The organism is Pseudomonas lactucae, from assembly GCF_036688725.1.
Classification (GTDB): Bacteria; Pseudomonadota; Gammaproteobacteria; order Pseudomonadales; family Pseudomonadaceae; genus Aquipseudomonas; species Aquipseudomonas lactucae.
Genome location: NZ_JAQQPT010000008.1, coordinates 122433 through 148889 on the forward strand (window position 1 = coordinate 122433; position 26457 = coordinate 148889).

At 62.1% G+C, this 26457-nt stretch carries 25 protein-coding genes; 7 read left to right on the forward strand and 18 right to left on the reverse strand.

Going from position 1 to position 26457, the window contains the following annotated elements; translation table 11 throughout:
* Positions 1-24 precede the first annotated feature (24 nt).
* From V6M90_RS11200 to arcD (V6M90_RS11250), 11 genes are all read right to left on the reverse strand, one after another.
* Positions 25-237, reverse strand: coding sequence for a cold-shock protein (locus V6M90_RS11200; RefSeq protein WP_003175786.1), 213 nt, complete (start codon positions 235-237; stop codon positions 25-27).
* A gap of 392 nt (positions 238-629) precedes the next feature.
* Positions 630-1754: a glycine cleavage system aminomethyltransferase GcvT gene (gene gcvT / locus V6M90_RS11205; protein WP_332846478.1), complete on the reverse strand. Its 1125-nt coding sequence runs from the start codon at positions 1752-1754 to the stop codon at positions 630-632.
* A gap of 39 nt (positions 1755-1793) precedes the next feature.
* Positions 1794-3170, reverse strand: a complete 1377-nt coding sequence (locus V6M90_RS11210) for an L-serine ammonia-lyase (protein ID WP_332846479.1) — start codon at positions 3168-3170, stop codon at positions 1794-1796.
* 108 nt (positions 3171-3278) lie between these two features.
* On the reverse strand, positions 3279-6116 hold the full coding sequence (gene gcvP / locus V6M90_RS11215; protein ID WP_332846480.1) for an aminomethyl-transferring glycine dehydrogenase: 2838 nt from the start codon (positions 6114-6116) through the stop codon (positions 3279-3281).
* 10 nt (positions 6117-6126) lie between these two features.
* Positions 6127-6510, reverse strand: a complete 384-nt coding sequence (gene gcvH, locus V6M90_RS11220) for a glycine cleavage system protein GcvH (RefSeq protein ID WP_332846481.1) — start codon at positions 6508-6510, stop codon at positions 6127-6129.
* Positions 6511-6944: 434 nt separating this feature from the next.
* A complete protein-coding gene (locus V6M90_RS11225) occupies positions 6945-8453 on the reverse strand; it encodes a sigma-54-dependent transcriptional regulator (protein WP_003175779.1) in 1509 nt (502 codons plus the stop codon).
* 215 nt (positions 8454-8668) lie between these two features.
* On the reverse strand, positions 8669-9031 hold the full coding sequence (locus V6M90_RS11230) for a DUF5064 family protein (RefSeq protein WP_141063330.1): 363 nt from the start codon (positions 9029-9031) through the stop codon (positions 8669-8671).
* Between the two features lie 18 nt (positions 9032-9049).
* Positions 9050-9979 (reverse strand): carbamate kinase, encoded by a 930-nt coding sequence (gene arcC, locus V6M90_RS11235; protein WP_003175777.1) that lies wholly within the window; start codon positions 9977-9979, stop codon positions 9050-9052.
* Positions 9980-10071: 92 nt separating this feature from the next.
* Positions 10072-11082 (reverse strand): ornithine carbamoyltransferase, encoded by a 1011-nt coding sequence (locus tag V6M90_RS11240; RefSeq protein ID WP_003175776.1) that lies wholly within the window; start codon positions 11080-11082, stop codon positions 10072-10074.
* 12 nt (positions 11083-11094) lie between these two features.
* Positions 11095-12351, reverse strand: a complete 1257-nt coding sequence (gene arcA / locus V6M90_RS11245) for an arginine deiminase (protein WP_332846482.1) — start codon at positions 12349-12351, stop codon at positions 11095-11097.
* A gap of 24 nt (positions 12352-12375) precedes the next feature.
* Positions 12376-13803, reverse strand: a complete 1428-nt coding sequence (gene arcD, locus V6M90_RS11250; RefSeq protein ID WP_003175774.1) for an arginine-ornithine antiporter — start codon at positions 13801-13803, stop codon at positions 12376-12378.
* A 444-nt stretch (positions 13804-14247) separates the two neighbouring features.
* Here arcD (V6M90_RS11250) and arcD (V6M90_RS11255) point away from each other — a divergent pair, with 444 nt between their 5' ends.
* The gene (arcD, locus tag V6M90_RS11255) at positions 14248-15675 is read left to right on the forward strand and encodes an arginine-ornithine antiporter (protein ID WP_332846483.1); all 1428 of its coding nucleotides are present in this window, start codon (positions 14248-14250) and stop codon (positions 15673-15675) included.
* A 118-nt stretch (positions 15676-15793) separates the two neighbouring features.
* Here the strand turns inward: arcD (V6M90_RS11255) and V6M90_RS11260 are convergent, their stop codons facing one another.
* The 7 genes from V6M90_RS11260 to V6M90_RS11290 form a co-directional block, all read right to left on the reverse strand.
* The gene (locus V6M90_RS11260; RefSeq protein WP_332846484.1) at positions 15794-17143 is read right to left on the reverse strand and encodes a CoA transferase; all 1350 of its coding nucleotides are present in this window, start codon (positions 17141-17143) and stop codon (positions 15794-15796) included.
* A gap of 40 nt (positions 17144-17183) precedes the next feature.
* Entirely contained in the window at positions 17184-18527 is a 1344-nt protein-coding gene (locus V6M90_RS11265; protein WP_141063326.1) for a sensor histidine kinase, read from the reverse strand.
* Between the two features lie 68 nt (positions 18528-18595).
* Complete coding sequence (locus V6M90_RS11270; protein ID WP_003175769.1) at positions 18596-19060, reverse strand: hypothetical protein; 465 nt, start codon at positions 19058-19060, stop codon at positions 18596-18598.
* 178 nt (positions 19061-19238) lie between these two features.
* Positions 19239-19916, reverse strand: coding sequence for a response regulator transcription factor (locus V6M90_RS11275; RefSeq protein ID WP_003175768.1), 678 nt, complete (start codon positions 19914-19916; stop codon positions 19239-19241).
* A gap of 7 nt (positions 19917-19923) precedes the next feature.
* On the reverse strand, positions 19924-20331 hold the full coding sequence (locus tag V6M90_RS11280) for a hypothetical protein (protein WP_003175767.1): 408 nt from the start codon (positions 20329-20331) through the stop codon (positions 19924-19926).
* 106 nt (positions 20332-20437) lie between these two features.
* On the reverse strand, positions 20438-20737 hold the full coding sequence (locus V6M90_RS11285; RefSeq protein ID WP_003175766.1) for a YciI family protein: 300 nt from the start codon (positions 20735-20737) through the stop codon (positions 20438-20440).
* Between the two features lies 1 nt (position 20738).
* The gene (locus tag V6M90_RS11290; protein WP_141063324.1) at positions 20739-21335 is read right to left on the reverse strand and encodes a septation protein A; all 597 of its coding nucleotides are present in this window, start codon (positions 21333-21335) and stop codon (positions 20739-20741) included.
* 87 nt (positions 21336-21422) lie between these two features.
* Here V6M90_RS11290 and V6M90_RS11295 point away from each other — a divergent pair, with 87 nt between their 5' ends.
* From V6M90_RS11295 to rluB, 6 genes are all read left to right on the forward strand, one after another.
* A complete protein-coding gene (locus tag V6M90_RS11295; RefSeq protein ID WP_003175764.1) occupies positions 21423-22286 on the forward strand; it encodes a PHP domain-containing protein in 864 nt (287 codons plus the stop codon).
* A 13-nt stretch (positions 22287-22299) separates the two neighbouring features.
* A complete protein-coding gene (locus tag V6M90_RS11300) occupies positions 22300-22929 on the forward strand; it encodes an L-threonylcarbamoyladenylate synthase (RefSeq protein WP_017529178.1) in 630 nt (209 codons plus the stop codon).
* 120 nt (positions 22930-23049) lie between these two features.
* On the forward strand, positions 23050-23748 hold the full coding sequence (locus V6M90_RS11305; RefSeq protein WP_176156672.1) for a segregation and condensation protein A: 699 nt from the start codon (positions 23050-23052) through the stop codon (positions 23746-23748).
* Between the two features lie 12 nt (positions 23749-23760).
* Positions 23761-24681, forward strand: a complete 921-nt coding sequence (gene scpB, locus V6M90_RS11310; protein WP_003175761.1) for an SMC-Scp complex subunit ScpB — start codon at positions 23761-23763, stop codon at positions 24679-24681.
* Between the two features lie 182 nt (positions 24682-24863).
* The gene (locus tag V6M90_RS11315) at positions 24864-25055 is read left to right on the forward strand and encodes a DUF1289 domain-containing protein (protein WP_205479574.1); all 192 of its coding nucleotides are present in this window, start codon (positions 24864-24866) and stop codon (positions 25053-25055) included.
* Positions 25056-25199: 144 nt separating this feature from the next.
* Positions 25200-26408, forward strand: a complete 1209-nt coding sequence (rluB, locus tag V6M90_RS11320; RefSeq protein WP_003175758.1) for a 23S rRNA pseudouridine(2605) synthase RluB — start codon at positions 25200-25202, stop codon at positions 26406-26408.
* Positions 26409-26457 lie beyond the last annotated feature (49 nt).

Sequence of the window (26457 nt, forward strand, 5' to 3'; positions counted from 1 at the left end):
AGGGGCTTTTTGTCGCAGGAAGGATCAGGCTTCTGCTTGTACTTCGTCAGCCTGCATGCCTTTTTGGCCTTGCACAGCTACGAAGGTCACTTTCTGGCCTTCCTTGAGGCTCTTGAAGCCGTTGCCCTGAATGGCGCGGAAATGCACGAACAGATCCGGACCGCTCTCCGGCGTGATAAAACCAAACCCTTTCTCGTCGTTGAACCACTTGACGGTACCGCTCTGACGTTGGGACATTTTCTTCTTTCCTTTGACGCTAAAATTAATGACAGCCCCTTTCACATGAAAGAGTACTGGGCTGGGTTGCAGGAAAGTAAGAGACGTCGAACGGGTTGTAGCATAACGACTTCAGCTACTGCCCAGGTCCAGGTTCCAAGCGACCCATGCAAACACAGTGGGCAAACTCTACGCCAACTAATATGAAAAAAACAACCCCTGGCAAACCCCAGGCTTTGCTCGGTTTCATGACGCTTCGTTGAATAATCCGGAACCGACTTATTCGATAGAGTTGGTCACTTGTTATAGGTGGATACCTATAACAATGACTATCGTGAGTGCACTGTTTTATGGCGGTTGCGTTACAGCTTAGTGCACGCTGGCGCAACCGCGTTACTTATGGGAACAGTTACTCAGCCGCGATAGTAACGCTGCGGCACAAATGGCATTTTACTTACACGAAGTGGCACCCTTTTCCCACGCACCAACGCGGACACTTCGGTATCCAGTGCGGTGAATGCGCTGTCCAGGTAACCCATGGCCAGAGGGCCGCCCAGGGATGGGCCAAAACCGCCGCTGCACACGCTGCCGATCACGGTGCCCTCTGCGTCGACGATTTCCGCGCCTTCACGTACTGGCGTGCGTTCCTGCGGCAGCAGGCCCACGCGTTTGCGGCTGACGCCGGTTTGTTGCTGGGTGAAGATGCGGTCGGCGCCGGGGAAGCCGCCGGCACGTACGCCGTCGGCACGACGGGCCTTGGACATCGCCCACAGCAGGCTGGCCTCGATCGGCGTGGTCTCGGCGTTCATGTCGTGGCCATACAGGCACAGGCCGGCTTCCAGGCGCAGGGAGTCACGGGCGCCCAGGCCAATGGCCTCGACTTCGGTCTCGGCCAGCAGGCTGCGCGCCAGGCTTTCGGCGCTGGCTGCCGGTACCGAGATTTCAAAACCGTCTTCGCCGGTGTAACCCGAACGGCTGACGTAGCAGTCCACGCCCAGCAGGCGCAGCGCGGCGAACTGCATGAAGGTCATCTTGCTGACTTCCGGTGCCAGGCGCGCCAGCACTTTCACCGCGGCCGGACCTTGCAGGGCCAGCAACGCGCGGGCTTCGAACAGTGGCTCGACGGTGCACTGGTCGCCGATGTGCGCGCGCAGGTGCGCCAGGTCCTGGTCCTTGCAGGCGGCGTTGACCACCAGGAACAGCTCGTCGTTGCCCAGGTTGGCGACCATCAGGTCGTCGAGGATGCCGCCTTGTTCGTTGGTGAACATGGCGTAGCGCTGCATGCCCACCGGTAGGTCGATGATGTCGACGGGCACCAGGGTTTCCAGGGCCTTGGCCGCGTTGGCACCGGTGAGGCGGATCTGGCCCATGTGGGAGACGTCGAACAACCCGGCCTGATCACGGGTGTGCAAGTGTTCCTTCATCACGCCCAGCGGGTACTGCACCGGCATGTCGTAGCCGGCGAAGGGCACCATGCGCGCACCCAGTTCCAGGTGCAGCGCGTGCAAGGGGGTTTTCAACAGGGTTTCGGTGGACATGTTCAGCTCCTGAAAAACGTGCCGGCGCGCCTTGAGGCGTCAGCACTCGATAATGTTGACCGCCAAACCGCCACGGGCGGTTTCCTTGTATTTGCTTTTCATATCGGCGCCGGTCTGGCGCATGGTGCGGATCACCTTGTCGAGGGACACGAAGTGCTGTCCGTCACCGCGCAAAGCCATGCGCACCGCATTGATCGCCTTGACCGAGCCCATGGCGTTGCGCTCGATACAGGGCACCTGCACCAGCCCGCCAATCGGGTCGCAGGTCAGGCCGAGGTTGTGTTCCATGCCGATCTCGGCGGCGTTTTCCACCTGTGACACGCTGCCGCCCAACACTTCGCACAAGGCACCCGCGGCCATGGAACAGGCCACGCCGACTTCGCCCTGGCAGCCGACTTCGGCACCGGAGATCGAGGCGTTTTCCTTGTACAAAATGCCGATGGCGGCGGCGGTGAGCAGAAAACGCACCACGCCGTCTTCGTTCGCGCCGGGGATAAAACGCATGTAGTAATGCAATACCGCCGGCACGATCCCGGCGGCACCGTTAGTGGGCGCGGTGACCACGCGCCCGCCGTTGGCGTTCTCTTCGTTGACCGCCAGCGCATACAGGTTCACCCAATCGAGCACCGACAACGGGTCGCGCAGCGCCGACTCCGGGTGCTTGCATAACTGGCGATGCAGGGCCGCCGCGCGCCGCTTGACCTTCAAGCCCCCCGGCAGAATCCCTTCATTGCGACAGCCCGCGTCCACGCAGTCCTGCATCACTTGCCAGATGTTCAACAGGCCGGCGCGGGTTTGCGCTTCCGGGCGCCAGGCACTTTCATTGGTCAGCATCACTTGGCTGATCGACAGGCCATAGGTGGTGCAATGACCGAGCAGGTCCTTGGCGTGCTTGAACGGGAAAGTCAGGGGGGTGGTGTCCTCGACAATCCGGTCGGCGCCGGCGGCGTCTTCATCCACCACAAAACCGCCGCCGACCGAGTAGTACTCGCGGCTGCGGATCTGGATGCCGGCCGCATCGAAGGCGCGAAAGATCATGCCGTTGGGGTGATAGGCGAGGGGTTTGCGAATCATCGCCAGGTGTTCCTTTTCGTTGAACGCAATGCTGTGTTCGCCGAGCAGGTTCAAGCGGCCGTTGCCGCGCATCTGCGCCAGGCGCGCGGCCACGGTTTCGGTGTTCACGGTGTCCGGGTGTTCGCCTTCGAGGCCAAGCAGCACGGCCTTGTCACTGCCGTGGCCTTTGCCGGTGGCGCCCAGCGACCCGTAGAGTTCCACCTTGATGCCGGTGGTGGTGCTCAACAGGTTGTCGCGCTTGAGGCCCTCGACGAATCGAGCGGCGGCGCGCATCGGGCCGACGGTGTGGGAGCTGGAGGGGCCGATGCCAATCTTGAACAGGTCGAACACGCTAAGGGACATGGTTGTTCTCCGGTTTCTTATTATTCTTGAGATCGTACTCGGTCAAGTGTGGGAGGGGCGGTGCGACGATTCGACTTGCTCCCACATTTGATCGAGTTGACCCTTAAGTTACGCGTAACTCTCGATCGATGGGCATGCGCAGACGAGGTTACGATCGCCGAACACGTTGTCGACCCGGCCCACCGGCGGCCAGTACTTGCCTTCGACCAGCGACGCAACCGGGTACACCGCCTGCTCGCGGCTGTACGGGTGGCTCCATTCACCGACGATTTCAGCGGCGGTATGCGGCGCGTTCTTGAGCGGGTTGTCTTCCTTGTCCAGGGTGCCGTTTTCCACCGCGCGGATCTCTTCGCGGATGGCGATCATCGCGTCACAGAAGCGGTCCAGTTCTTCCCTGGATTCACTTTCGGTCGGTTCGATCATCAAGGTGCCGGCCACCGGGAACGACATGGTTGGTGCATGGAAGCCAAAATCGATCAGGCGCTTGGCTACGTCATCCACGCTGATGCCGCTGCTGTCCTTGAGCGGGCGCAGGTCGAGGATGCATTCATGCGCCACCAGGCCGTTGCTGCCGGTGTAGAGCACCGGGTAATGCTCTTCGAGGCGACGCGAAATGTAGTTGGCATTCAGGATCGCCAACTGCGAAGCGCGCTTGAGGCCCGCGCCGCCCATCATGCTGATGTACATCCAGGTGATCGGCAAAATGCTCGCGCTGCCGAACGGTGCGGCGCAGACCGCGCCTTCCTTGCGTTCCATGGCCGCGTGACCGGGCAGGAACGGCGTGAGGTGCGACTTGACGCCGATCGGGCCGACGCCCGGGCCGCCACCGCCGTGGGGAATGCAGAAGGTCTTGTGCAGGTTCAGGTGGGACACATCGCCGCCGAACTTGCCCGGTGCGCAGAGGCCGACCATCGCGTTCATGTTGGCGCCATCGATGTACACCTGGCCGCCGTTGTCGTGGATGATCGCGCAGATTTCGCGGATGCCTTCCTCGAACACGCCATGGGTGGACGGGTAGGTGATCATCAGCGCGGCGAGGTGTTCGCGGTGCTCGATGGCCTTGGCGCGCAGGTCTTCGATGTCGACGTTGCCGCGCGCGTCGCAGGCGGTCACGACCACGCGCATGCCGGCCATGTTGGCGGTGGCGGGGTTGGTGCCGTGGGCGGACGACGGGATCAGGCAGATATCGCGACGGGCTTCGCCACGGCTCTGGTGATAGGCACGAATGGCCAACAGGCCTGCGTACTCACCCTGGGAACCGGCGTTCGGTTGCAGGGAGATCGCGTCGTAACCGGTGGCCGCACAGAGCATGGCTTCCAGGTCGGCGGTCAGTTGCAGGTAGCCGGCGCTTTGTTCGGCCGGGGCGAACGGGTGCAGGGCACCGAATTCGGCCCAGGTCACCGGGATCATTTCGCTGGCGGCGTTGAGCTTCATGGTGCACGAGCCCAGCGGGATCATGGTGCGGTCCAGCGCCAGGTCTTTGTCCGCCAGCTTGCGCAGGTAGCGCATCAGCTCGGTTTCCGAATGGTAGCGGTTGAACACCGGGTGGCCGAGGATCGGCGACTGGCGCAGCAGCGCGGCCGGCAGGGCGCTTTCTGCCTGGGCGAAAGCCGGCAGGGCCTTGCCGTCGGCGAAGATCGCCCACAGGGTTTCGATATCGGCCTGGGTGGTGGTTTCGTCGACCGACAGGCCGACACGCTCGGCATCCACCACACGCAGGTTGATGCGCTGGGCGCGGGCCTTGTCGTGCAGGGCGGCAGTGTTGGCGCCGGTGTTGAGCGTGAGGGTGTCGAAGAAGTTTTCTTGTTCGACCTTGAGGCCCAGGGCGGTCAGGCCCTTGGCCAGGATCGCGGTCAGTTGGTGAATGCGCTGGGCGATCTGGGTCAGGCCTTCAGGCCCGTGGTACACGGCGTACATGCTGGCGATGTTGGCGAGCAGCACTTGGGCGGTGCAGATGTTGCTGGTGGCTTTTTCGCGGCGGATATGTTGCTCGCGGGTCTGCATGGCCAGGCGCAGGGCCGGCTTGCCGAAACGGTCGACGGACACACCGACCAGACGGCCCGGCATGTCGCGCTTGAACGCATCCTTGGTGGAGAAGTACGCCGCGTGCGGGCCCCCGAAGCCCAGCGGCACGCCGAAGCGTTGCGCGCTGCCGATGGCCACGTCGGCGCCGAACTCACCCGGCGGGGTCAGCAGGGTCAGGGCCAGCAGGTCGGCGGCCACGGCGACCAGGGCGTTGGCGGCGTGGAAGCGTTCGGTCAGCGCACGGTAGTCGAACACATCACCGTTGCTCGCCGGGTATTGCAGCAGGGCGCCGAAGAAAGCGCTCACGTCGGTCAGCTCGCGCTCATCGCCCACCACCACGTCGATGCCCAGCGGCTCGGCGCGGGTGCGCAGCACGTCAAGGGTCTGCGGGTGGCTGTGCACGGAGGCGAAGAAGGCGTTGCTGCCCTTGTTCTTGCTCAGGCGCTTGCAGAAGGTCATGGCTTCGGCGGCGGCGGTGGCTTCGTCGAGCAGGGATGCGTTGGCGATCGGCAGGCCGGTGAGGTCGCTGATCAGGGTCTGGAAGTTCAGCAGCGCTTCCAGGCGGCCTTGGGATATCTCTGGCTGGTACGGGGTGTAGGCGGTGTACCAGGCCGGGTTTTCCAGCAGGTTGCGCAGGATCGGCGACGGTGTGTGACAGTTGTAGTAGCCCTGGCCGATGTAGGTCTTGAACAGTTGGTTCTGGCTGGCGATGGCTTTGATCTTGGCCAGGGCCTCGGCTTCGCTCAGGCCGTCTTCCAGGCCGAGCACGCTGGTGCCCTTGATGCTTTCGGGGATCACGCTGGCGCTCAGGGCTTCGAGGGAATCAAAGCCCAGGCTTGCGAGCATTTGTTGCTCGTCTGCCTGGCGCGGGCCGATGTGGCGGGCGATGAATTCGTTGGCGGTGCTCAAATTAATACTCATGGCGCGCTCCTCAGGCTTGGGCATTGGCTTTGATCAGGCGGTCGTACGCATCCTGATCCAACAGCTTAGCCACTGCACTGGCATCGGCTGGTTTAAAGCGGAAGAACCAGCCTTCGCCCATCGGGTCTTCATTGACCAGCTCCGGGCTGGCGTCGAGTGTGTGGTTCACTTCCAGCACTTCACCGTCCAAAGGCATGTACACGCCGCTGGCGGCTTTTACCGATTCCACGGTGGACGCTTCAGCGCCCTTGTCGTAGGCCTGCAGCTCAGGCAGTTGCACGAAAACCACATCGCCCAGCGCGTTCTGCGCAAAAGCGGTAATGCCCACGGTAACGCTGCCATCGGCTTCGGCGCGCAGCCATTCGTGATCTTCAGTGAAACGCAACTCGCTCATGGAAACTCCTCGGGGCCAGAATCGTCTGGTGGACGGGATTGGGATAATGGGGAGTTGCTTAGCAAGAACGCGGCCAACGTTATTAATTCTTTATATTTCAATGAGTTAATAAAATTGGTTATGAGGTTATGCCATTTGTCTGTAGCGATTTCGCTACAGTTGAGCCTTGGAAAAAAAGCCTATGTGGATCAAAGCCTTGCATGGCGCGTAAAAAGCAGGGTTGTAGCGATATCGTTACGCTGTAGCGCTTTCAGTACACGGGATGTCGTTCTTGGACCAAAAATGCGGTCAATGTGGGGGGGCGGTGCGACGATTCGACTTGCTCCCGATTGCGGTGTATCAGTGACATATGAATTGACTGACACACTGCTATCGGGAGCAAGCCCCCTCCACACTGGTTTGTATTTCACATTCAGATTCCATTTCCTTTGAAATCAGGGCTTGTTGGGGATGCCGTACTTGCGCAGGCGATGGGCGATTGCGGTGTGCGAAGTCTGCAACCGGCTGGCCAGTTGGCGGGTCGAGGGGTAGCTGGTGTAGAGCTTCTCCAGCAGGTCGCGCTCGAAGTCTTCCATGGCCTGTTCCAGGCTGTCGATTTCGCCGTCGTTCTGGCGTGCAACCGAGGTGCCGGCGATGTCCAGATCGCCGATGTCCACCAGGCTGCTTTCGCAGATGGCGGCGGCGCGGAAGATGACGTTCTGCAACTGGCGTACGTTGCCCGGCCAGCGGTTGCCCAGCAGCGCCGGGTAGGTGCCGGGTGCCAGGCGGCACACCGGACGCTGGATCTGCGCACACGCCTGCTGCATGAAGTAGCGGGCCAGCAGCAGGATGTCCTGGCCGCGTGCACGCAGGGGCGGTACTTCGACGTTGAGGACGTTGAGGCGATAGAACAGGTCTTCGCGGAAGGTGCCTTCGCTGACCATTTTTTCCAGGTCGCGGTGGGTGGCGCTGAGGATGCGCACATTGACCTTCACTTCACGATCGCCCCCTACCCGGCGAAAACTGCCGTCGTTGAGAAACCGCAGCAGTTTGGCCTGTAGGTACGGCGACATCTCGCCGATCTCATCAAGGAACACCGTGCCCTGGTTGGCCAGTTCCATCAGCCCTGGCTTGCCGCCGCGCTGGGCGCCGGTGAAGGCGCCCGGTGCATAACCGAACAGCTCGCTCTCGGCGAGGTTCTCCGGCAGCGCCGCGCAGTTCAACGCCAGAAACGGCGCACTCTGGCGCGCGCTGGTGGCATGGCAGGCGCGGGCCACGAGTTCCTTGCCGGTGCCGGTTTCGCCCTGGATCAACAGCGGTGCATCCAGGGCCGCCACTCGCTGCGCACGCGCCTTGAGGGTGCGGATGACCGGCGACTCACCGAGCAGTGCATCAAAGCCTTCGGCATGGTCATGGTGCAGCGCCGAGAGTTGTTCGCCGATACGGTTGGGTTGGTACAGGGTCAGCAGGGCGCCGGCGTCGGTGATCGGCGTCGCGTCCAGCAGCAGGGTCTGGCCGTTGACACTGATCTCGCGCAGGGGCAAACGAAAGCCGTTTTCCAGCAAGGTCTCCAGCAGCGCGGGGTCGCTGAACAGTTCGGCGATACTCTCACCGGCCGGTTCGCGCCCGTAGAGGGCGATCAGCGCCGGGTTGGCCAGCAGGATCTTGCCCGCGCTGTCCAGGGCCAGCACCGGGTCGGTCATGGCGGCCAGCAGGGCGTCGAGTTGCAGGTGGCGGCGTTGGCCGGGAAGAATGTCCACCACCGTCACCGCTTGCACGCCGTGCACGCTGAACAGCGCATCGCGCAGCTCTTCCAGCACCTTGGCGCTGAGGGTCGGCGCGTCGATGTAGACGTTGGGCGGCACCATTTCCACCGCATCCAGGTTGAGATTGCGCCCACCGAGCAAGGCCAGGACTTCCTGGGTGATGCCGACGCGGTCGATGAAGCTGACGTGGATACGCATGGGGCGGATCTTGATTCTGGAGTGCGAAGGGTGGCAAGTATGCCTTGGAGACGCTGGAGATCAAAATGTGGGAGGGGCGGTGCGACGATTCGACTTGCTCCCGATATAGGTGGATCAGCTGATGAATCCTTTGCTGATACACAGCCATCGGGAGCAAGTCGAATCGTCGCACCGCCCCTCCCACATCTGAACAGTGTTGTGTCAGTGCAAACGCATCACGCCAGGTGTTCGGGCTTGACCGGGTCGCCGGATTTCATGTCCAACTGATGCCGCACATCTTCAAACATCAGATCGTAGTGCTTGTGGTCCGATCCCACGCTGCTGTGGTTTTTGGGGATGCCGTATTTCTCGACAATCCGGGTCACGTTGCTGGCGAAGTTGTAGGCCTGATCCTTGGGCAGAAAGAACGTTTCCTTCATGTCCTTGCCCTGGACGCTGCCATGCAGGGTGAACTGCATGCCTTTGCCCTCGCTTTTATCCGTGACGACTTCGTAGTCCAGGCACAGGTCGTAGCTGACGTCGTCCTTGTTCAGCGCATGGCGTTCGACATGCAGATGACCGGGTTCAAAGGTAGCCATAGGCGTATCTCCTCTACTTCACAGATAGGTGATGCCAGGTGTTGCCGTGCTGATGCGTGTACCGGCGTTGCCCTGGACGATGGCTTCGATGTCCGAGAGTGAACCGATCACCGCAGTTTTGCCAGTCTGGCGGGCGAACTCGCAGGCGGCTTGGACCTTGGGGCCCATGGAGCCGGCGGCGAAGCCGAGGTCTTGCATGGCGTCGGGGTGGGCCTGGGCGATGGCTTTCTGGGTCGGCTTGCCGTAGTCGATAAACGCTGCGTTGACGTCGGTGGCGATCACCAGCAGATCGGCGTCCAGTTGCGCGGCCAGCAAGGATGAGCACAGGTCCTTGTCGATCACCGCTTCAATGCCTGTGAGCTTGCCGTCTTCGTCATACATCGTCGGGATACCGCCGCCGCCGGCGCAGATCACGATGGCTTGTTTCTCCAGCAGCCATTTGATCGGACGAATTTCGAAGATGCGTTTCGGGCGCGGGCTGGCGACCACACGGCGGTATTTGTCGCCATCCGGCGCGATCGCCCAGCCTTTTTCGGCGGCGAGTTTTTCCGCTTCGGCCTTGGTGTACACCGGGCCGATCGGCTTGGTGGGGTTCTGGAAGGCGGGGTCCTTGGCGTCGACTTCCACTTGGGTGAGCAAGGTGGCGAAGGGCACTTCAACGTCCAGCAGATTGCCCAGTTCCTGTTCGATGATGTAGCCGATCATGCCTTCGGTTTCGGCGCCCAGCACGTCCAGCGGGTAGGGCGACACGCTGGTGTAGGCCGCCGCCTGCAACGACAACAGGCCGACCTGCGGACCATTGCCGTGGGCGATCACCAGTTCGTTGCCGGGGTGGATCTTGGCGATCTGTTCGGTGGCGATACGGATATTGGCGCGTTGGTTGTCCGCGGTCATGGGTTCACCACGGCGCAGGAGGGCGTTGCCGCCCAGGGCTACGACGATGCGCATAAGGAATGTCCTTCTAGAGTTCGATGTTGCGAACACAGGACCAAATGTGGGAGGGGAGCTTGCCCCCCTCCCGCACTTAACCCGTGTAGCCTTTAGATATCCGCCAACGCCGACACCAGGATCGCCTTGATGGTATGCATGCGGTTTTCCGCCTGCTCAAAGGCAATGTTGGCCGGCGACTCGAACACTTCTTCGGTCACTTCCACGCCATTGGCCAGGTTCGGATACCGTGCGGCGATGTCCTTGCCGACCTTGGTTTCGCTGTTGTGGAACGCCGGCAGGCAGTGCATGAATTTCACCCGTGGGTTGCCCGAGGCTTTCATCATCCTGGCGTTGACCTGGTACGGCAGCAATTGCTCGATGCGCTCGTCCCAGGCTTCCACCGGCTCGCCCATGGACACCCAGATATCGGTGTGGATGAAGTCCACGCCCTTCACCGCCTCGGCAGGGTCTTCGGTGATGGTGATGCGCGCGCCGCTCTCTTCGGCGAACGCCTGGCATTGCTTGATGAAGTCGTCATGTGGCCACAGGGCTTTCGGCGCGCCGATGCGCACGTCCATGCCGAGCTTGGCGCCGATCATCAGCAGCGAGTTGCCCATGTTGTAGCGGGCGTCGCCCAGGTAGGCGTAGCTGATGTCATGCAGCGGCTTGTCGCTGTGTTCGCGCATGGTCAGGGTGTCGGCGATCATTTGGGTCGGGTGGAATTCGGCGGTGAGGCCGTTGAACACCGGCACGCCGGCGAACTTGGCCAGTTCTTCGACGATGTCCTGTTCGAAACCACGGTATTCAATGGCGTCGAACATTCGGCCCAATACGCGGGCGGTGTCTTTCATGCTTTCTTTGTGGCCGATCTGCGACGACACCGGGTCGATGTAGGTGACGTGGGCACCTTGGTCATGGGCCGCCACTTCGAAGGCGCAACGGGTGCGCGTCGAAGTTTTTTCGAAGATCAGCGCGATATTCTTGCCCTGCAGGTGCGGACGCTCGGTGCCGGTGTATTTGGCGCGTTTGAGGTCGCGGGACAGGTCCAGCAGGTAGTTCAGCTCGCGGGTGGTGTGGTGCATCAGCGACAGCAGGCTGCGGTTGCGCATATTGAAAGCCATGATGGAATCTCCTTAATAGTCGATTGGGTCGCGGATGATCGGGCAGGTCATGCAGTGGCCGCCGCCACGGCCACGGCCGAGCTCACCGGCGCTGATGGTGATGACTTCCACGCCGGCCTTGCGCAGCAGGGTGTTGGTGTAGGTGTTGCGGTCGTAGCCGATCACCACGCCTGGCTCAACGGCCACCACGTTGTTGCCGTCATCCCATTGCTCGCGTTCGGCGGCGAAGCTGTTGCCGCCGGTCTCGACCACGCGCAGCGCCTTGAGGTTGAGGGCGGCGGCCACGGTTTCGAGGAAGTTGGTTTTCTCGCGCTGGATATCGATGCCGTGCGGCTTGCTGTCGTCAGGGCGCAGGGTGAACGGCACGATCTGGTTGACCACTTCGGGGAAGACGGTGACCAGGTCGCGGTCGCAGAAGCTGAACACGGTGTCCAGGTGCATCGCCGCGCGGGACTTGGGCAGGCCGGCCACGATCACGCGTTCCACGGCGTTGTTCTTGAACAGGTTGCGCGCCAGTTGGCCGATGGCCTGGTGGGACGAGCGCTCGCCCATGCCGATCAACACCACGCCGTTGCCAATCGGCATCACGTCACCGCCTTCCAGTGTGGCGGCAGCGTGTTCCTGGTCGGGGTCGCCGTACCAGATCTGGAAGTCGGCGTTAGTGAACTCGGGGTGGAATTTGTAGATGGCGCTGGCCAGCAGGGTTTCCTGGCGTCGCGCCGGCCAGTACATCGGGTTGAGCGTCACGCCGCCGTAGATCCAGCAGGTGGTGTCGCGGGTGAACTGGGTGTTGGGCAGCGGCGGCAGAATGAAACTGGAATGGCCGAGGAAGTCGCGGAACATCTCGATGGTCTTGCCACCGAAGCTGCCGGGCAGGTCGTCGGCCGATACGCCGCCGATCAGGTACTCGGCGATCTTGCGCGGTTCCAGGCTGCGCAGCCACGAGCCGACTTCCTCGACCAGGCCCAGGCCCACGGTGTTGGCGGTGATCTTGCGCGCCAGGATCCAGTCCAGGGCTTCAGGGTTGGCGACGATGTCGGTCAGCAGGTTGTGCATTTCCAGCACATCGATGTCCCGCTCGCGCATCTTGGTCACGAAGTCGAAATGGTCGCGCTTGGCCTGGGCCACCCACAGCACGTCATCGAACAGCAGTTCATCGCAGTTGTTGGGGGTCAGCCGCTGGTGGGCCAAGCCTGGGGAGCACACCATGACTTTGCGCAGTTTGCCGGCTTCGGAATGTACGCCGTACTTCACTTTTTCCGTGGTCATTACAGATCCTCCAATGAACAACAGTTACAACGTTAAGAAACCGTCATAGAGCCCATAGGCCGCCACCAGGGCGCCAATGACCACTGCGGCGAAAATCAGCTTCTCGACGTTGGTGAAAATCGGTTTGCCCAGTTCATGCTTGGCCTTGGCGAACAGGATCGCGCCGGGCGCATAGAGCAGGGCGGAGAGCAGCAGGTACTTGGTGCCGCCGGCGTAGAGCAGCCACACCGCGTAGATCAGCGCGACGGCACCGATGAAAAGGTCTTTGCGGCGCTCCTTGAGGGCGTTTTCGTAGGTCTCGCCGCGTACCGCCAACAGCAGGGCATAGGCCGCCGACCACAGGTAGGGCACCAGGATCATCGAGGTGGCGAGATAGATCAGCGACAGGTAAGTGCTGGCGGAAAACAGCGTGATCACCAGGAACACCTGGACCATGGCGTTGGTCAGCCACAGGGCGTTGGCCGGCACATGGTTGGCGTTTTCCTTGCGCAGGAACTCGGGCATGGTGTGGTCCTTGGCCGCGGCGAACATGATCTCCGCGCACAGCAGCACCCACGACAGCAGCGCACCCAGCAACGAGACGATCAAGCCGACGCTGATCAACACCGCGCCCCAGTGGCCCACCACATGTTCCAGCACGGCGGCCATCGACGGGTTCTGCAACTTGGCCAATTCCGGCTGGGTCATGATGCCCAGGGACAGTACGTTCACCAGCATCAGGAACAGCAGCACGGTGATAAAACCGATCACGGTGGCCTTGCCCACGTCGCTGCGCTTTTCGGCGCGTGCCGAGAAGATGCTCGCGCCTTCGATGCCGATGAACACCCACACGGTGACCAGCATCATGTTGCGCACCTGGTTCATCACGCTGCCCAGATCGGGGTTTTTCACGCCCCAGATGTCAGCGGTGAAGATCTCCAGCTTGAACGCGAACACTGCGATCAACACGAACAGCACCAGCGGCACAACCTTGGCCACCGTGGTCACCAGGTTGATGAACGCCGCTTCCTTGATCCCGCGCAGCACCAGGAAGTGCACGGCCCACAGCAACACGGAAGCGCCAATCACGGCAGCCGGCGTGTTGCCTTCGCCGAAGATCGGGAAAAAATAACCGAGGGTGCTGAACAGCAGCACGAAGTAACCGACGTTGCCCAGCCAGGCACTGATCCAGTAGCCCCAGGCCGACGAGAAACCCATGTAGTCGCCAAACCCGGCCTTGGCGTAGGCGTACACGCCGCCGTCGAGGTCGGGCTTGCGGTTGGCCAGGGTCTGGAACACGAACGCGAGGGTCAACATGCCCACGGCGGTAATCACCCAACCGATCAGCACGGCGCCTACATCGGCGCTGGCCGCCATGTTTTGCGGCAGGGAGAAAATACCGCCACCAATCATTGAGCCAACGACCAGCGCAACCAGTGCGCCTAAGCGAAGTTTTCCGCAAGATTCAGACATCGCATAACTCCAATGCAGGAGAAGAGAGACCACAGAATAATTCCGTGCGCTAATCAAACAGCTGACTCAGATCACTTCATTGGCACATTCCATTGTGGATTAATGACTTAGGCTGCAAATCCCTGAGCAATACTTGTGCGCGCAAAGCCGCTTTCCAGAGCGGTGCCTGCGTGTTGGTCACTTATTGAGTGCTACGTATGGACGTTTGACGCTAGACCGTTTTGTTGAATGTGCAAAACGTTTAGAGAGCAAACCGGCAAGTCGCTTGAAAAGGCTGAAGTATTCGACGTATTTAAATTATAAATACGTCTGAGCGTTATAAACTGTCATGCCGCTGGGTTATGAACGCGGGGCTTTTATCGCCATTACTAATAAACGCCGCACTCGCTGAATTAATTAAGTTGAGTGCACGATTGTCCGCAATTAAGTATTTCAGGAGTGTGCATGTCTCAACCGGCCCAGAAACTTCGACTCAGCGCCCTGATCGCCCTGGTGGTGGGGTCGATGATTGGCGGGGGGATTTTTTCCCTGCCGCAAAACATGGCGGCGCGGGCCGAGGTGGGCGCTGTGCTGATTGGCTGGGCGATCACCGCCGTGGGCATGTTGACCCTCGCGTTCGTGTTCCAGACCCTGGCCAACCGCAAGCCCGAACTGGACTCCGGGGTGTATGCCTACGCCAAGGCCGGGTTTGGCGACTACATGGGATTTTCGTCGGCCTGGGGTTATTGGATCAGTGCGTGGATGGGCAACGTCGGTTATTTTGTGTTGCTGTTCAGCACCCTTGGCTACTTTTTCCCGGTGTTTGGCCAAGGCAATACGCCGGTGGCCATCGGGTGTGCGTCGTTGCTGCTGTGGGCTGTGCACTTTCTGGTGCTGCGCGGGATCAAGGAGGCGGCGTTCATCAACCAGGTCACCACGGTGGCGAAGATCGTGCCGCTGCTGATGTTTATCGTGATCGCCGCCGTGGCGTTCAAGGCCGATGTCTTCACCCGCGATATCTGGGGCCTGGGCAACCCGCAATTCGGCAGCGTGGTGGATCAGGTGCGCAACATGATGCTGGTCACGGTGTTTGTGTTTATCGGCATCGAAGGCGCCAGTGTGTATTCAGCGCGGGCCGAGAAACGCGCGGACGTCGGCCGGGCCACGGTGATTGGTTTTCTCGGCGTGCTGGCGCTGCTGGTGATGGTCAATGTGCTGTCCCTGGGCGTCATGAGCCAGCCGGAATTGGCCGGTCTGCAAAACCCGTCGTTGGCGGGCGTGCTCGAGCACATCGTCGGGCCCTGGGGCGCCCTGCTCATCAGCCTCGGCCTGGCGGTGTCGCTGCTGGGTGCATTGCTGTCGTGGGCGCTGCTCTGCGCGGAAATCCTCTACGCCACGGCCCATGACAAGACCATGCCGGCTTTCCTGAAAAAGGAAAACGCCAACCAGGTGCCGGTCAACGCGCTGTGGCTGACCAATCTGATGATCCAGGCTTTTCTGGTGATTACGCTGTTCTCCCAGAGCACCTACACCACGCTGATTTATTTGGCCTCGTCGATGATCCTGGTGCCGTACCTGTGGTCGGCGGCCTATGCGGTGTTGTTGAGCGGGCGCGGTGAAACCTATGAAGGCGCCCAGGGCCAGCGCCTGAAGGACTTGCTGGTGGGGTTGATTGCCTTGGGGTATGCGGTCTGGCTGCTCTACGCCGGAGGCTTGAAGTATTTGTTGTTGTCGGCGCTGTTGTACGCGCCGGGCGTGATCCTGTTTGCCCAGGCCAAGCGCGAACAGGGGCAGCCGTTGTTTACCCATCTGGAGAAAGGGATCTTCAGCTGTGTGATTGTGGGCGCGGGGTTGGCGGCGTATGGGTTGTACAGTGGGGTTTTATCGCTGTGAATGGGTGGGTTGTACTGGCCCCATCGGAAGCCCCCTCCCACATTTTGATTTGTGAACACAGTCAAATGTGGGAGGGGCGGTGCGCCGGTTCGACTTGCCCCCGATAGCGGTGGTCGAGTCACCACTGAGCCCGATGTGCCCCCAATTCCCCAGCCGGCAAATCCCACTGCAACGGCGTGCCGCTGATGGTCAACGGCGCCAACAACCGATGGGCCTGGCCCCAGGCTGTTTGTTCCACCACCAACCCCTGATCCCCCGGCGCTTCAGCCCGCAACGCCGGTTGCTCTGGCACCTGTCCTGCCTCCACTAACAACTTCGCCGTACGCGCCAACGACAAGCGCGCCGAACCGCCACGCCCGGTTTTCAGCCGTTCGCTCAATGCCCGAATCGCACTGGCCGCCATCAAATACCCGGTCGCGTGATCCAGCGCCTGCAACGGCAGCGGCACCGGTTTATCCGATTGTTTCCAGGCCATGCCCGCGTCGGCAATCCCGCTGCTCATCTGCACCAGGCTGTCGAAACCCCGGCGATTGCGCCACGGGCCGCTCCAGCCGTAGGCGTTGAGGCTGACGTCGATCAGGCCGGGGGCGAGGGCTTGCAGTTGGCCGGTGGTGTAGCCGAGTTGCTCCAGGGCGTCGGCGCGGTAACCGTGGAACAGGATGTCGGCGCCCTTGAGCAGGCTTTCAAACACCTGGCGGTCTGCGGTCTGCTTGAGGTCCAACCGGGCGCAACGTTTACCCAATGTCATTTCCGGCACCACGCCGGGTTCGTTCCAGGTGGGTGAGTCGATACGCAGCACATCCGCGCCCAGGCCGGAGAGAAAACGACTGGCCACGGGCCCGGCCAATACGCGCGTCAGGTCCAGGACCTTGATACCCGCCAGCGGGCGGGTCACCGAGCCGAGCCAGGGTGTGTCGCGGGTCGTCTCGAACGTCTGGCGCTGGATCAAGTCCTCGGCGTTCACCGCCAACCCCTGCGGATGGGTTTGCCAGGCCCGCCACGTGCGCATCTGCGCCGCGCAGCCGCCGGCCTCGACAATCGCCTGCTCCAGTTCGGCGGCCTGCCAGCCGGCGACGTTTGCGGCCATTGCGGCGCGGTCCGCGACCTTGCCGAGTACCCGTTCAGCGGCGGCACGGTGATGGGGCGCGTTGGTGTGCAGGCGAATCCAGCCATCGGCGCTGGCGTAGTCACCGGCCACCGGGTCCCACAGGGGCGGTACTTGCCAGCCCACCGGGCGAATCGATGAGGAGAACCAGAACGAGGCGAGGCGCCGGTCGACACTCACGCTGGGCAGGCGCCCGGTCTGTTGCCGGATCAGTTCGGCCACGGCCTGGCCGGCGACGCCGATGCTGGCGCCGGCCAGTTCGGTCACCGCGAAGGTCGAAGGCAGAGCGCCGGTTTCGGTAAGGGTCAGGGGCGTTGGCGGTAGATCGAGTGCGGCTTGGATGGGAGTCAGCAAGTCAGTCATCAAAGGCCCTCCGTAAGAGAAGGGCCACTATAAGAGATCATCACACCGCAGTGGCAACCCCCGGTTCCAACGGCAGGTCGATGCTGGCGATAAACCCGCCGTCGGGGTGGTTGGCCAGGATCAGGCTGCCGCCATGGCGTTCGGCGGCGCGCCGCGCAATCGCCAGCCCGAGGCCGTGGCCCTGGGCGGTCTGGCCGGGGGCGCGGTAGAACGGTTCGCCCAGTTGGCTCAGGTGTTCGGCGTCGACGCCGGGGCCATGGTCGCGCACGCTGATCAGGATGCGGTCGCCCTGGCGCTGTGCCTGCAATTGGATCGATTGGTCGGGCGGGTTGAAGCGTTGGGCATTGCGCAGCAGGTTATCCACCGCGCGCTCAATCATGGTCGGCCAGCCCTTCAGGTGCAGGTCGCTGTCGGTGCTCAGTTGCACCACCTGGTCCGGCGCGCTGAGTTGGGCGTCCTTCTGAAGGGTCTTGAGCAGCGCGATGAGGTCGACCTCTTCGGCGCTGGCGTTGTCGGCATCCACGCGGGCCAGCACCAGGATTTCGCTGATCAATGCTTCGAGGCGGTCGCACTCGCGGGTCAGGCGCGGCCAGAGTTTTTCGCGTTCTTCGGGGCCGGCGCGTTCGGCCAACGCCAGGGCGATGCGCAGACGCGCCAGGGGCGAGCGCAGCTCGTGGGACACGTCGCGCAGCAACTGGCGCTGACTGGCGATCAGGCTTTGCAGGCGTGCGCCCATGCGGTTGAAGTCGGTGGCCAGTACGCCGAACTCATCGCGACGGTTGGCCAGGCGCGCCAGGCTGTTCTGTTGATAGGTGGCCTGGCCGAGGTCATGCACCGCGCCGCGCAGGCGGCTAAGCGGACGGGTGATGGATAACGTGACGAACAGGCTGAACAGGGTCAGCACCACCAGCGCAATGGCCAGGGCGCTCAAGGGCCAGGTCAGGCTGCTGCGGTGCCACTGGTCGAGTTCCGGGTGCGGGATACGGTAGATCAACAGGTAGGTGTCGCCGGTTTTCTCGCTGGTGTACTCGGCGGTCAGGCGCCGCCAGGGCAGGTGACCATCTTTGTCGTCGTTCTGCCGCGCTTCGAAGGCGGCGGCGCGGCGCGGGAAGGTGCCGCGCACCACCGGCTCACCGCTTTCGTTCAGCACTTGCACGTCGATGTGGTACTGGCGCTTGCGCTGTTGCAGTAAGTCCTGGGCGGCGTCCTCACCCTGGGCTTCGTAGAGTTGGGTCCACTCCTGGGCCAGGTTATTGAGACCAGGGTGACGGCTGAGAATCCAGGCATCTTGATTGAGCATGTGCCCAAGCAGGATCGACAGCCCGGCAACCAAGGCGATGGCCAGCCAGAAACTGGCCAGGATGCGCCAGAACAATGAACGCACAGGAAACCCTCAAACTGGAAAAGCCCAGTGGCGGGGGCCACTGGGCTGCGAGCATTAACGCGAGGGCATTATTGCGCTTTTTGCGGCTGTTGCGCTTTCCAGGCTTGGAATTCCTTCCACTCGGCACGCCGCTGTTCTTGCTTCTTGACGATCTCGTCGAACTTCTTCTGCTGGTCCGGCTTGAGCACGGCGCGGATATCGGCCTGGGTTTTCTGACGGCCGGCGGCGATTTCATCCTGCATGGCTTTCTGGTCAGCGGCCGGGAGTTTGTCCAGGTACTTCCTGGTCAGGTCTTTGCGAGCGTGCCATTGGTCGCCCATCAGCTTGCCGATCTGCTCGCGCTGTTCGCGGCTCAGGTCCAGCTGGCTGAAGGGGCCGCCTTTGCCACGCGGACCGTGTTCACCGCCGTGGCCCGGGCCACCCATCATGTGGCCGGAAGGCTCGCCCATCGGGCCTGGGCCTTCGGGCATGGCGGCCATGGCAACGGTCGGCAGGGCAGCGGCGAACATCAAAGCGATAAGGGTCTTGCGCATGGTGAATCTCCTGTCTCTATTCCGGTGAGTCCGGATGTGAGTAGGTTACCCAGAGCAAGGTCAGCCGCCGTCAGGGGAGGGTAAAGGTTTGGTAAGGGGGAGGGGGGCAGCGGCAAGTTTTCAGCGGCAAGCTGCAAGTGAAGAGCTTGCAGCTTGCCGCTTGAAACTTGCAGCTGCCTCAAAGGCTGTAGTAATAGCCGCGGCTGCGCAACGCCACGATGCGCGGCCGGCCATCCGGGTGAGGGCCGATCTTTTTGCGCAGGTTGCTCACGTGCATGTCCAGGCTGCGATCGTACAGGGTCAACTTGCGGCCCAGGGCGATCTGCGCCAGTTCCTGTTTATCCAGCGGCTCGCCGGGCTGGCGCAGCAAGGCTTCGAGCAGGCGGCTTTCGGAGACGGTGAGGGCGAACTCCTGTTCGTCGATGCTGACTACGCCACGCACCGGGCTGAAGCACAGGTCGCCCAGTTCCAGCTGGGTCGACACGGCGGCCGGGTGGCTGCGGCGCAACACGGCACGCAGGCGCGCGGTGAGTTCGCGGGGGTCGCAGGGTTTGGCCAGGTAGTCGTCGGCACCCAGTTCCAGGCCGAGGATACGGTCCAGGGGTTCGCCGCGGGCCGACAGCATCAGCACCGGCAGCTCCGGGTGGTCGTTGCGCAATTGCTTGAGCAACTCCAGGCCACTGCCGTCGGGCAGCATCACGTCCAGCACCACCGCGGCGGGCGCGCTATCGGCCAAGGCTTTGCGCGCGCTCAGGCCATCGTGGCAGGCGCGCACCTGGAAACCTTCCTGGCCCAACCAACTGGTCAGCAGCTCACAGAGCTCCTGGTCATCATCTATCAGTAACAGCTCGCTCATGACTCACTCAATTTAGCCATTGTCGACGGCGACGGTGCCCCCCGCTGGCGAAGATCCCGCACAGCAAGGCGATCAGTGCGACCGCCCCGCCAGTGACAAACCATTGCTGTTGCTCGGTCAGCCATCGGGTCAAGACGCCGCTTTGTGAATCTTTGAGTTGCTGGGTCAGCCGTTGGTTCTCTTGGCGAAGGCGACTCAATTGAGCGCTTTCGCGAGTAGCATCCGCGCTTTGCAGTTGCTTGCTCAGCTCTTCACGTTGCCGCTCGCTGTCTTTCAAGCGTTGCTGCAACTCGGTGATCTGGGCGCCGGCGCTCAAGGACAGGGGCGTGGAGCTACCGGTGTTCGAGGTTTCTTCAGCGTGGGCCGTAGCCCCGATCATTAACACTGCCAACAGACACAACTGACGTAAGCGCATCGGAACTCCTGATTCCACACGAATATTCAGTACGTTGTCGGCAGGTTACCGAGAATAATGAGCCATTTGGCGTGCGCCGAACTCAATAGGTTCGACGCAACCCGGATCAAGGCAGGACTTGCTTGAAGGGTTTGATCACCACGTCGGCATAGACACCTGCCGCGACATAGGGATCAGCCTTGGCCCAAGCCTGGGCATCGGCCAGTGAGGCGAACTCGGCAACGATCAGGCTGCCGGTAAAACCGGCGTCGCCCGGGTCGTTGCTGTCCACGGCCGGGTGCGGGCCGGCCAGGACGATGCGGCCTTCGGCTTGCAGCTGCTTGAGGCGCTCGACGTGGGCCGGGCGTACGGACAGGCGTTTTTCCAGCGAGTTTTCAACGTCGGTGGCAATGATGGCGTAGAGCATGTCAGTCCTCGGTTTTCGGCGTGGAAGGGTCGGTGTCATGCAGGTGGCGCGACAGGTAGATGCCCTGGCCGACCAGGAACAGCACGGTCATGCCCAGGCTGCCGAACACCTTGAAGTCGACCCAGTAGTCCTGGAAGGTAAACGCCACGAACAGGTTGGCGGCGCCACAGAAGATGAAAAACACGATCCAGGCCACGTTCAGGCGTACCCAGACCGGTTCCGGCAGGGTCAGCGCGTGGCCCATGATCCGCTTGATCAGCAGGCGGTCGCCGATGAAGTGGCTGCCGATGAACGCCAGTGCGAACAGCCAGTTCACCACCGGGGCTTTCCATTTAAGGAAGGTCTCGCTGTGGAAGGCCAGGGTCAGGCTGCCGAAGACCAGGCACGCGACCAGGGTCAGCCATTGGCTTTTTTCCAGTTTGCGCTGGGAAATGAACAGGGCGCCATAGACCACGATGGAGCTGATGATCAGCACGGCGGTGGCGCTGTAGATGCCGCCTACGGTGAGCTCATGGCCGGCCACGTCGACGACCCGAGGGTCAAGTTTGTAAACGATGAAAAACAGCAACAGCGGGATGAAGTCGATGAATTGTTTCACAGTAAGAGCCAGAAGCTGGATGTGGCGGCATAATAACAAACATCCTTGGTTGCGATAGCGCCAGCTGACTTGAGGTTACAGACCCCCGTGAATGTTGATTTGCACTGCCACAGCACGGCCTCCGACGGCGCCCTGGCGCCCGCGGTACTGGTTGCGCGTGCGTTTGAAAAAGGCGTGCGAGTCCTGGCGTTGACCGACCACGACACCCTCGAAGGCCTCGATGAAGCCCGCACGGCGGCCCATGCCCTGGGCATGCAGTTGGTCAACGGCGTGGAATTGTCCTGCACCTGGGGCGGTGCCACCATTCATATACTTGGCTACGGTTTCGATCAAACGGCCCCGGCGCTGGTGCAGGCCATCGCCGATTTGCACGATGGCCGCTGGCTGCGGTCCGAAGAAATAAGCCGCAAGCTCAGCCTTAAAGGCATGCCCAACGCCCTCGACGGCGCCCGCGCCATCCAGCAGGAACTGGGCGATAGCGGCAACGCGCCGGCCCGGCCGCACTTTGCCGACTGGATGGTGCGTGAAGGCTTTGTCAAAGACCGCGCCGAAGCCTTTCGCAAATGGCTGGGCGCTGGCAAGTTAGGCGATGTGAAGCAGCATTGGCCGACCCTCGAAGACACCGTCGAGACCTTGCGTGCCTCCGGGGCCTGGGTCAGCCTGGCGCATCCCTGGCACTACGATTTCACCCGCAGCAAGCGTCGCAAGCTGATAGGCGACTATATTGGAGCCGGCGGCCACGCTATCGAAGTGGTCAACGGGCATCAACCTGCCGAACAGGTGGGCAGCCTGGCGATTCTTGCCCGCGAATTTGGTCTGCTGGTCAGCGCCGGCAGTGACTTTCATGGCCCAGGCGGCTGGTCCGAGATCGGCGAATATCGCGCCGTCCCGGACGACCTGCCGCTGTTGTGGGGGCGATTCAAGCATGACCCCATTATTGCCACCGTCTGAACAGGTAGAACACGTGAGTCAATTCTTCCAGATTCATCCGGAAAACCCCCAGGCGCGCCTGATAAAACAGGCCGTGGAGATTATTCGCGCCGGCGGCGTGGTGATCTACCCTACCGACTCGTCCTACGCCATCGGCTGCCAGATCGGCGACAAGGGCGCGGTCGAGCGGGTCAGACGCCTGCGTCAACTGGATGACAAGCACAACTTTGCGCTGATCTGCAGCGATTTGTCCCAACTCGGCCTGTTCGCCAAGGTCGACACCGGTACGTTCCGCCTGCTCAAGGCTCACACACCGGGGCCTTACACCTTCATCCTCAACGCCACCCGCGAAGTGCCGCGCCTGTTGCTGCACCCGAAGAAGCGCACCATCGGCCTGCGCGTGCCGGAGCATCCGATTGCCCTGGCGCTGCTGGCCGAACTGGGTGAGCCATTGATGAGCGTGTCCTTGATCATGCCCGGCGACACCGAGCCGCTGGAAGACCCGTACGAAATGCGCCAACTGCTGGAAAAGCAGGTGGACCTGATCATCGATGGCGGCTTCGGTGGCGGCAAGGCGTCCACCGTGATCAACCTGGCCGACGGTGAGCCCGAAGTGGTGCGTGTCGGCTGCGGCGATCCCGCACCGTTTATGGTCGAGGCCTGAATGTCGTCAGTGGAAACCGTCGACCCCCAGGCAGGCGCCCAGCAGGAGTTGCCGTTCGCCATGGTATATGGCCAGGCGGTCATGGAAATGCCGCTGGACCTGTACATCCCGCCGGATGCCCTGGAGGTGTTCCTCGACGCTTTCGAAGGCCCGCTCGACTTGCTGCTGTACCTGATCCGCAAGCAGAACATCAACATCCTCGACATCCCGGTGGCGGAAATCACCCGCCAGTACATGGGCTATGTCGAATTGATGCAGTCGGTGCGCCTGGAACTGGCCGCCGAGTACCTGGTGATGGCTGCCATGCTCGCCGAGATCAAGTCGCGCATGCTGCTGCCGCGCTCGGAGACGGTCGAAGCCGAGGAAGACGACCCGCGCGCCGAATTGATCCGCCGTCTGCAGGAGTACGAGCGTTTCAAGGCTGCCGCTGAAGGCATCGACGGCTTGAGCCGGGTGGGCCGTGACGTGGTGGTGCCCAAGCTCGACGCGCCGGAGGCCCGTGCGCGCAAATTGTTGCCGGACGTGAGCCTGGAAGAGTTGCTGATGTCCATGGCCGAGGTGCTGCGCCGTGGCGACATGTTCGAAAGCCACCAGGTCAGCCGCGAGGCGTTGTCGACCCGCGAACGCATGAGCGATGTGCTGGAGCGTCTCAAGGGTGGCGGGTTTGTGCCGTTTGTCGAGCTGTTCACCGCTGAAGAAGGGCGCCTGGGGGTGGTGGTAACCTTTATGGCGGTCCTCGAATTGGTCAAGGAGTCCTTGGTCGAGCTGGTCCAGAATGAGCCTTTTGCGGCTATCCACGTGCGGGCGCGAGCCGAATAAAGAGCTGAAACCATGAACCTGACTGAACCCCGCGAACTGGCGCCCTTGCTGGAAGCCTTTCTCCTGGCCTCGGGTAAGCCGCAATCCCTGGAGCGCCTGTTCGAACTGTTTGAAGAGGCTGAACGCCCCGAGCCGCCGGTGTTCAAGAAGGCGCTGGAGATCCTGCGCAAGTCCTGCGACGGCCGCGCGTTTGAACTGCGCGAAGTGGCGTCGGGTTATCGCCTGCAGATCCGTGAGAAATTTTCCCCATGGGTCGGCCGCCTGTGGGAAGAGCGCCCGCAACGCTATTCACGGGCGATGCTCGAGACCATGGCGCTGATCGCCTATCGCCAGCCGATCACTCGGGGCGAGATCGAGGATGTGCGGGGCGTGGCGGTCAACAGCCACATCGTCAAGACGCTGCTGGAACGCGAGTGGATCCGCATCGTCGGTTACCGCGACGTGCCGGGCAAGCCGGCGATGTTCGCCACCACCAAGGTGTTCCTCGACCACTTCAACCTGAAAAACCTCGACGACCTGCCTCCGCTCGCTGAATTGCGCGAGATGGAAGCCGAGCCGGTGCTCGACTTCGACGACGCGCCGGTGCCGCAGGGCTTGCAGGAATTGGCCGATGCCAGCGCCGAGCCGGAGGAACCGAAGGACGAAACCAGTTTCCATACCTTGCTGCTGGAGCTGGATGACATGGAGCAGGGCATCAAGACCGACTTTGATGATTTGCTGCGTGATGGGGCGGCCGAGCCGGAAACCGAGGTGAACGTTGAAGTTGAGCCTGAGGTCGAGCCCGAAGAAGACATCCTCGGCGTGGCCGATGCCCGCGAGAAACTCCTGGCCGCCGTCGCCGCCCTCGAACAACCGCCGCTGAGCGATGAGGAAGACGAGGCCCGGGCACTGGCCGAGGCCATCGAAAACGAACGCCGCCAGTTCGAAGACTGACGCGGTCCCATGTGGGAGGGGTTAAGGCTTTGAAGGGGTAAAAAGTGACCTGTGGCGAGGGAGCTTGCTCCCGTTGGACTGCGCAGCAGTCCCATTCTGTGTAAACAAAGAGAGGGGCCGCTTCGCGGCCCAACGGGAGCAAGCCCCCTCCCACATTTGATCTCCATTGTTTGGGAGAAAGCATGAGTTCAACCAAAGACCCCTGCATCAGCCTCTGCAAGTTCAGCGACGATATCTGCGTCGGCTGCGGGCGCAGCAAGCGCGAAATCCGCGCCTGGAAGAAACTCGACAAGGTAGACAAGCGCGCGGTGCTGGCCGAAGCCGAGCTGCGCCTGCTGGCCTTGGGCGCCACCGGTCGGCGGAAAAGCAAATGACTTGGGCTGTATCGACTACTCTGTGATGCGCAATGCGCGTCATGCGCGTATGATTCGCGACCCTTTGCCGCCGTATTCGGCCAAAGCCCCGCTTTCAACACTCTTCAGGCCACGCCTGAATCGACCCACCGGGAGGTGCTTAAGATGAATGACCAAGACCATAAAGACCAGGAAATCGGCCCAGCAGGCGAAAAGCTGCAAAAGGTGCTGGCGCGTATCGGCGTGGGCTCGCGCCGCGACGTCGAAGCCTGGATCACCCAGAAGCGCATCAAGGTCAACGGCGTCGAGGCCACCCTCGGCCAGCGCGTCGACCTGCACGACGCGATCACCATCGATGGCAAGGTGATCAAGCGTGAAGAGGCCGCCGAATCGGTGCGCCGCGTGATCATGTACAACAAGCCCGATGGCGAGATCTGCACCCGTGACGATCCCGAAGGCCGTCCGACCGTATTCGACAAGATGCCCAAGCCCAAAGAAGGCCGCTGGATCAACATCGGTCGCCTGGACATCAACACCACCGGCTTGCTGATGTTCACCACCGACGGTGAACTGGCCAACCGCCTGATGCACCCGTCCTACGAGATGGACCGTGAGTACGCCGTACGTGTACGCGGTGAAGTCGACGACGAGATGATCGAACGCCTCAAGGCCGGCGTGGTGCTGGAAGACGGCCCGGCCAAGTTCACCGACATCAAGCAGGCGCCCGGTGGCGAGGGTTTCAACCACTGGTACCACTGCGTGGTGATGGAAGGTCGTAACCGCGAAGTACGTCGCCTGTGGGAATCCCAGGGCCTGGTGGTCAGCCGCCTGAAACGCGTGCGTTTCGGCCCGGTGTTCTTGAACTCCGACCTGCCGATGGGCCGCTGGCGCGAAATGAGCCAGTACGAAGTCGACATCCTCAGCGCCGAAGTCGGCCTGACGCCGGTCGCAATGCCGCAGATGAACGCCAAGAGCAAAGACAAGCTTGAGCGTATGCAGCGTAAGTCGTCGCGTCCTGTCGCGCGTACCGAACGTGTGGCCCGCACCCTGCGCCCGGCGCTGGATGCACCGGCCACCGGCGGGCGTATCTCGCGTCAGCCGCAGATCGAGGGTGAACGTCGTCCAACGGCGCCATCGCGTCAGGAAGGCGAGCGTGCTCCACGTACGCCGCGCCCTGCGCCGGCCGGTGGTCGCAGCAACCGTGGTGAAGCGGATCGCCCGGCCGACAACGCCAGCACCAAACGTCCAGCCAAGCCGGCGGCGAATAAGCGCCCCGGTCCGAAACTGGTCGCCGACGAGCCGTCTGGCAAGCGCCGTGGCGCACCGGCCGGTTCGGGTCAACGTCCGGGTTTTGGTCGCAAGAAACCGCAGTGATGTAAACGCTGCACAAAAACGCCAACCTTAGGGTTGGCGTTTTTTTTTG

Coding starts and splice junctions, on each gene's coding strand:
- V6M90_RS11200 (WP_003175786.1), bottom strand. CDS start 237: ATGTCCCAACGTCAGAGCGGTACCGTCAAGTGGTTCAACGACGAGAAA.
- gcvT (WP_332846478.1), bottom strand. CDS start 1,754: ATGTCCACCGAAACCCTGTTGAAAACCCCCTTGCACGCGCTGCACCTG.
- V6M90_RS11210 (WP_332846479.1), bottom strand. CDS start 3,170: ATGTCCCTTAGCGTGTTCGACCTGTTCAAGATTGGCATCGGCCCCTCC.
- gcvP (WP_332846480.1), bottom strand. CDS start 6,116: ATGAGTATTAATTTGAGCACCGCCAACGAATTCATCGCCCGCCACATC.
- gcvH (WP_332846481.1), bottom strand. CDS start 6,510: ATGAGCGAGTTGCGTTTCACTGAAGATCACGAATGGCTGCGCGCCGAA.
- V6M90_RS11225 (WP_003175779.1), bottom strand. CDS start 8,453: ATGCGTATCCACGTCAGCTTCATCGACCGCGTCGGCATCACCCAGGAA.
- V6M90_RS11230 (WP_141063330.1), bottom strand. CDS start 9,031: ATGGCTACCTTTGAACCCGGTCATCTGCATGTCGAACGCCATGCGCTG.
- arcC (WP_003175777.1), bottom strand. CDS start 9,979: ATGCGCATCGTCGTAGCCCTGGGCGGCAACGCCCTCCTGCGCCGTGGT.
- V6M90_RS11240 (WP_003175776.1), bottom strand. CDS start 11,082: ATGGCTTTCAATATGCGCAACCGCAGCCTGCTGTCGCTGATGCACCAC.
- arcA (WP_332846482.1), bottom strand. CDS start 12,351: ATGACCACGGAAAAAGTGAAGTACGGCGTACATTCCGAAGCCGGCAAA.
- arcD (WP_003175774.1), bottom strand. CDS start 13,803: ATGTCTGAATCTTGCGGAAAACTTCGCTTAGGCGCACTGGTTGCGCTG.
- arcD (WP_332846483.1), top strand. CDS start 14,248: ATGTCTCAACCGGCCCAGAAACTTCGACTCAGCGCCCTGATCGCCCTG.
- V6M90_RS11260 (WP_332846484.1), bottom strand. CDS start 17,143: ATGACTGACTTGCTGACTCCCATCCAAGCCGCACTCGATCTACCGCCA.
- V6M90_RS11270 (WP_003175769.1), bottom strand. CDS start 19,060: ATGCGCAAGACCCTTATCGCTTTGATGTTCGCCGCTGCCCTGCCGACC.
- V6M90_RS11275 (WP_003175768.1), bottom strand. CDS start 19,916: ATGAGCGAGCTGTTACTGATAGATGATGACCAGGAGCTCTGTGAGCTG.
- V6M90_RS11280 (WP_003175767.1), bottom strand. CDS start 20,331: ATGCGCTTACGTCAGTTGTGTCTGTTGGCAGTGTTAATGATCGGGGCT.
- V6M90_RS11285 (WP_003175766.1), bottom strand. CDS start 20,737: ATGCTCTACGCCATCATTGCCACCGACGTTGAAAACTCGCTGGAAAAA.
- scpB (WP_003175761.1), top strand. CDS start 23,761: ATGAACCTGACTGAACCCCGCGAACTGGCGCCCTTGCTGGAAGCCTTT.
- V6M90_RS11315 (WP_205479574.1), top strand. CDS start 24,864: ATGAGTTCAACCAAAGACCCCTGCATCAGCCTCTGCAAGTTCAGCGAC.
- rluB (WP_003175758.1), top strand. CDS start 25,200: ATGAATGACCAAGACCATAAAGACCAGGAAATCGGCCCAGCAGGCGAA.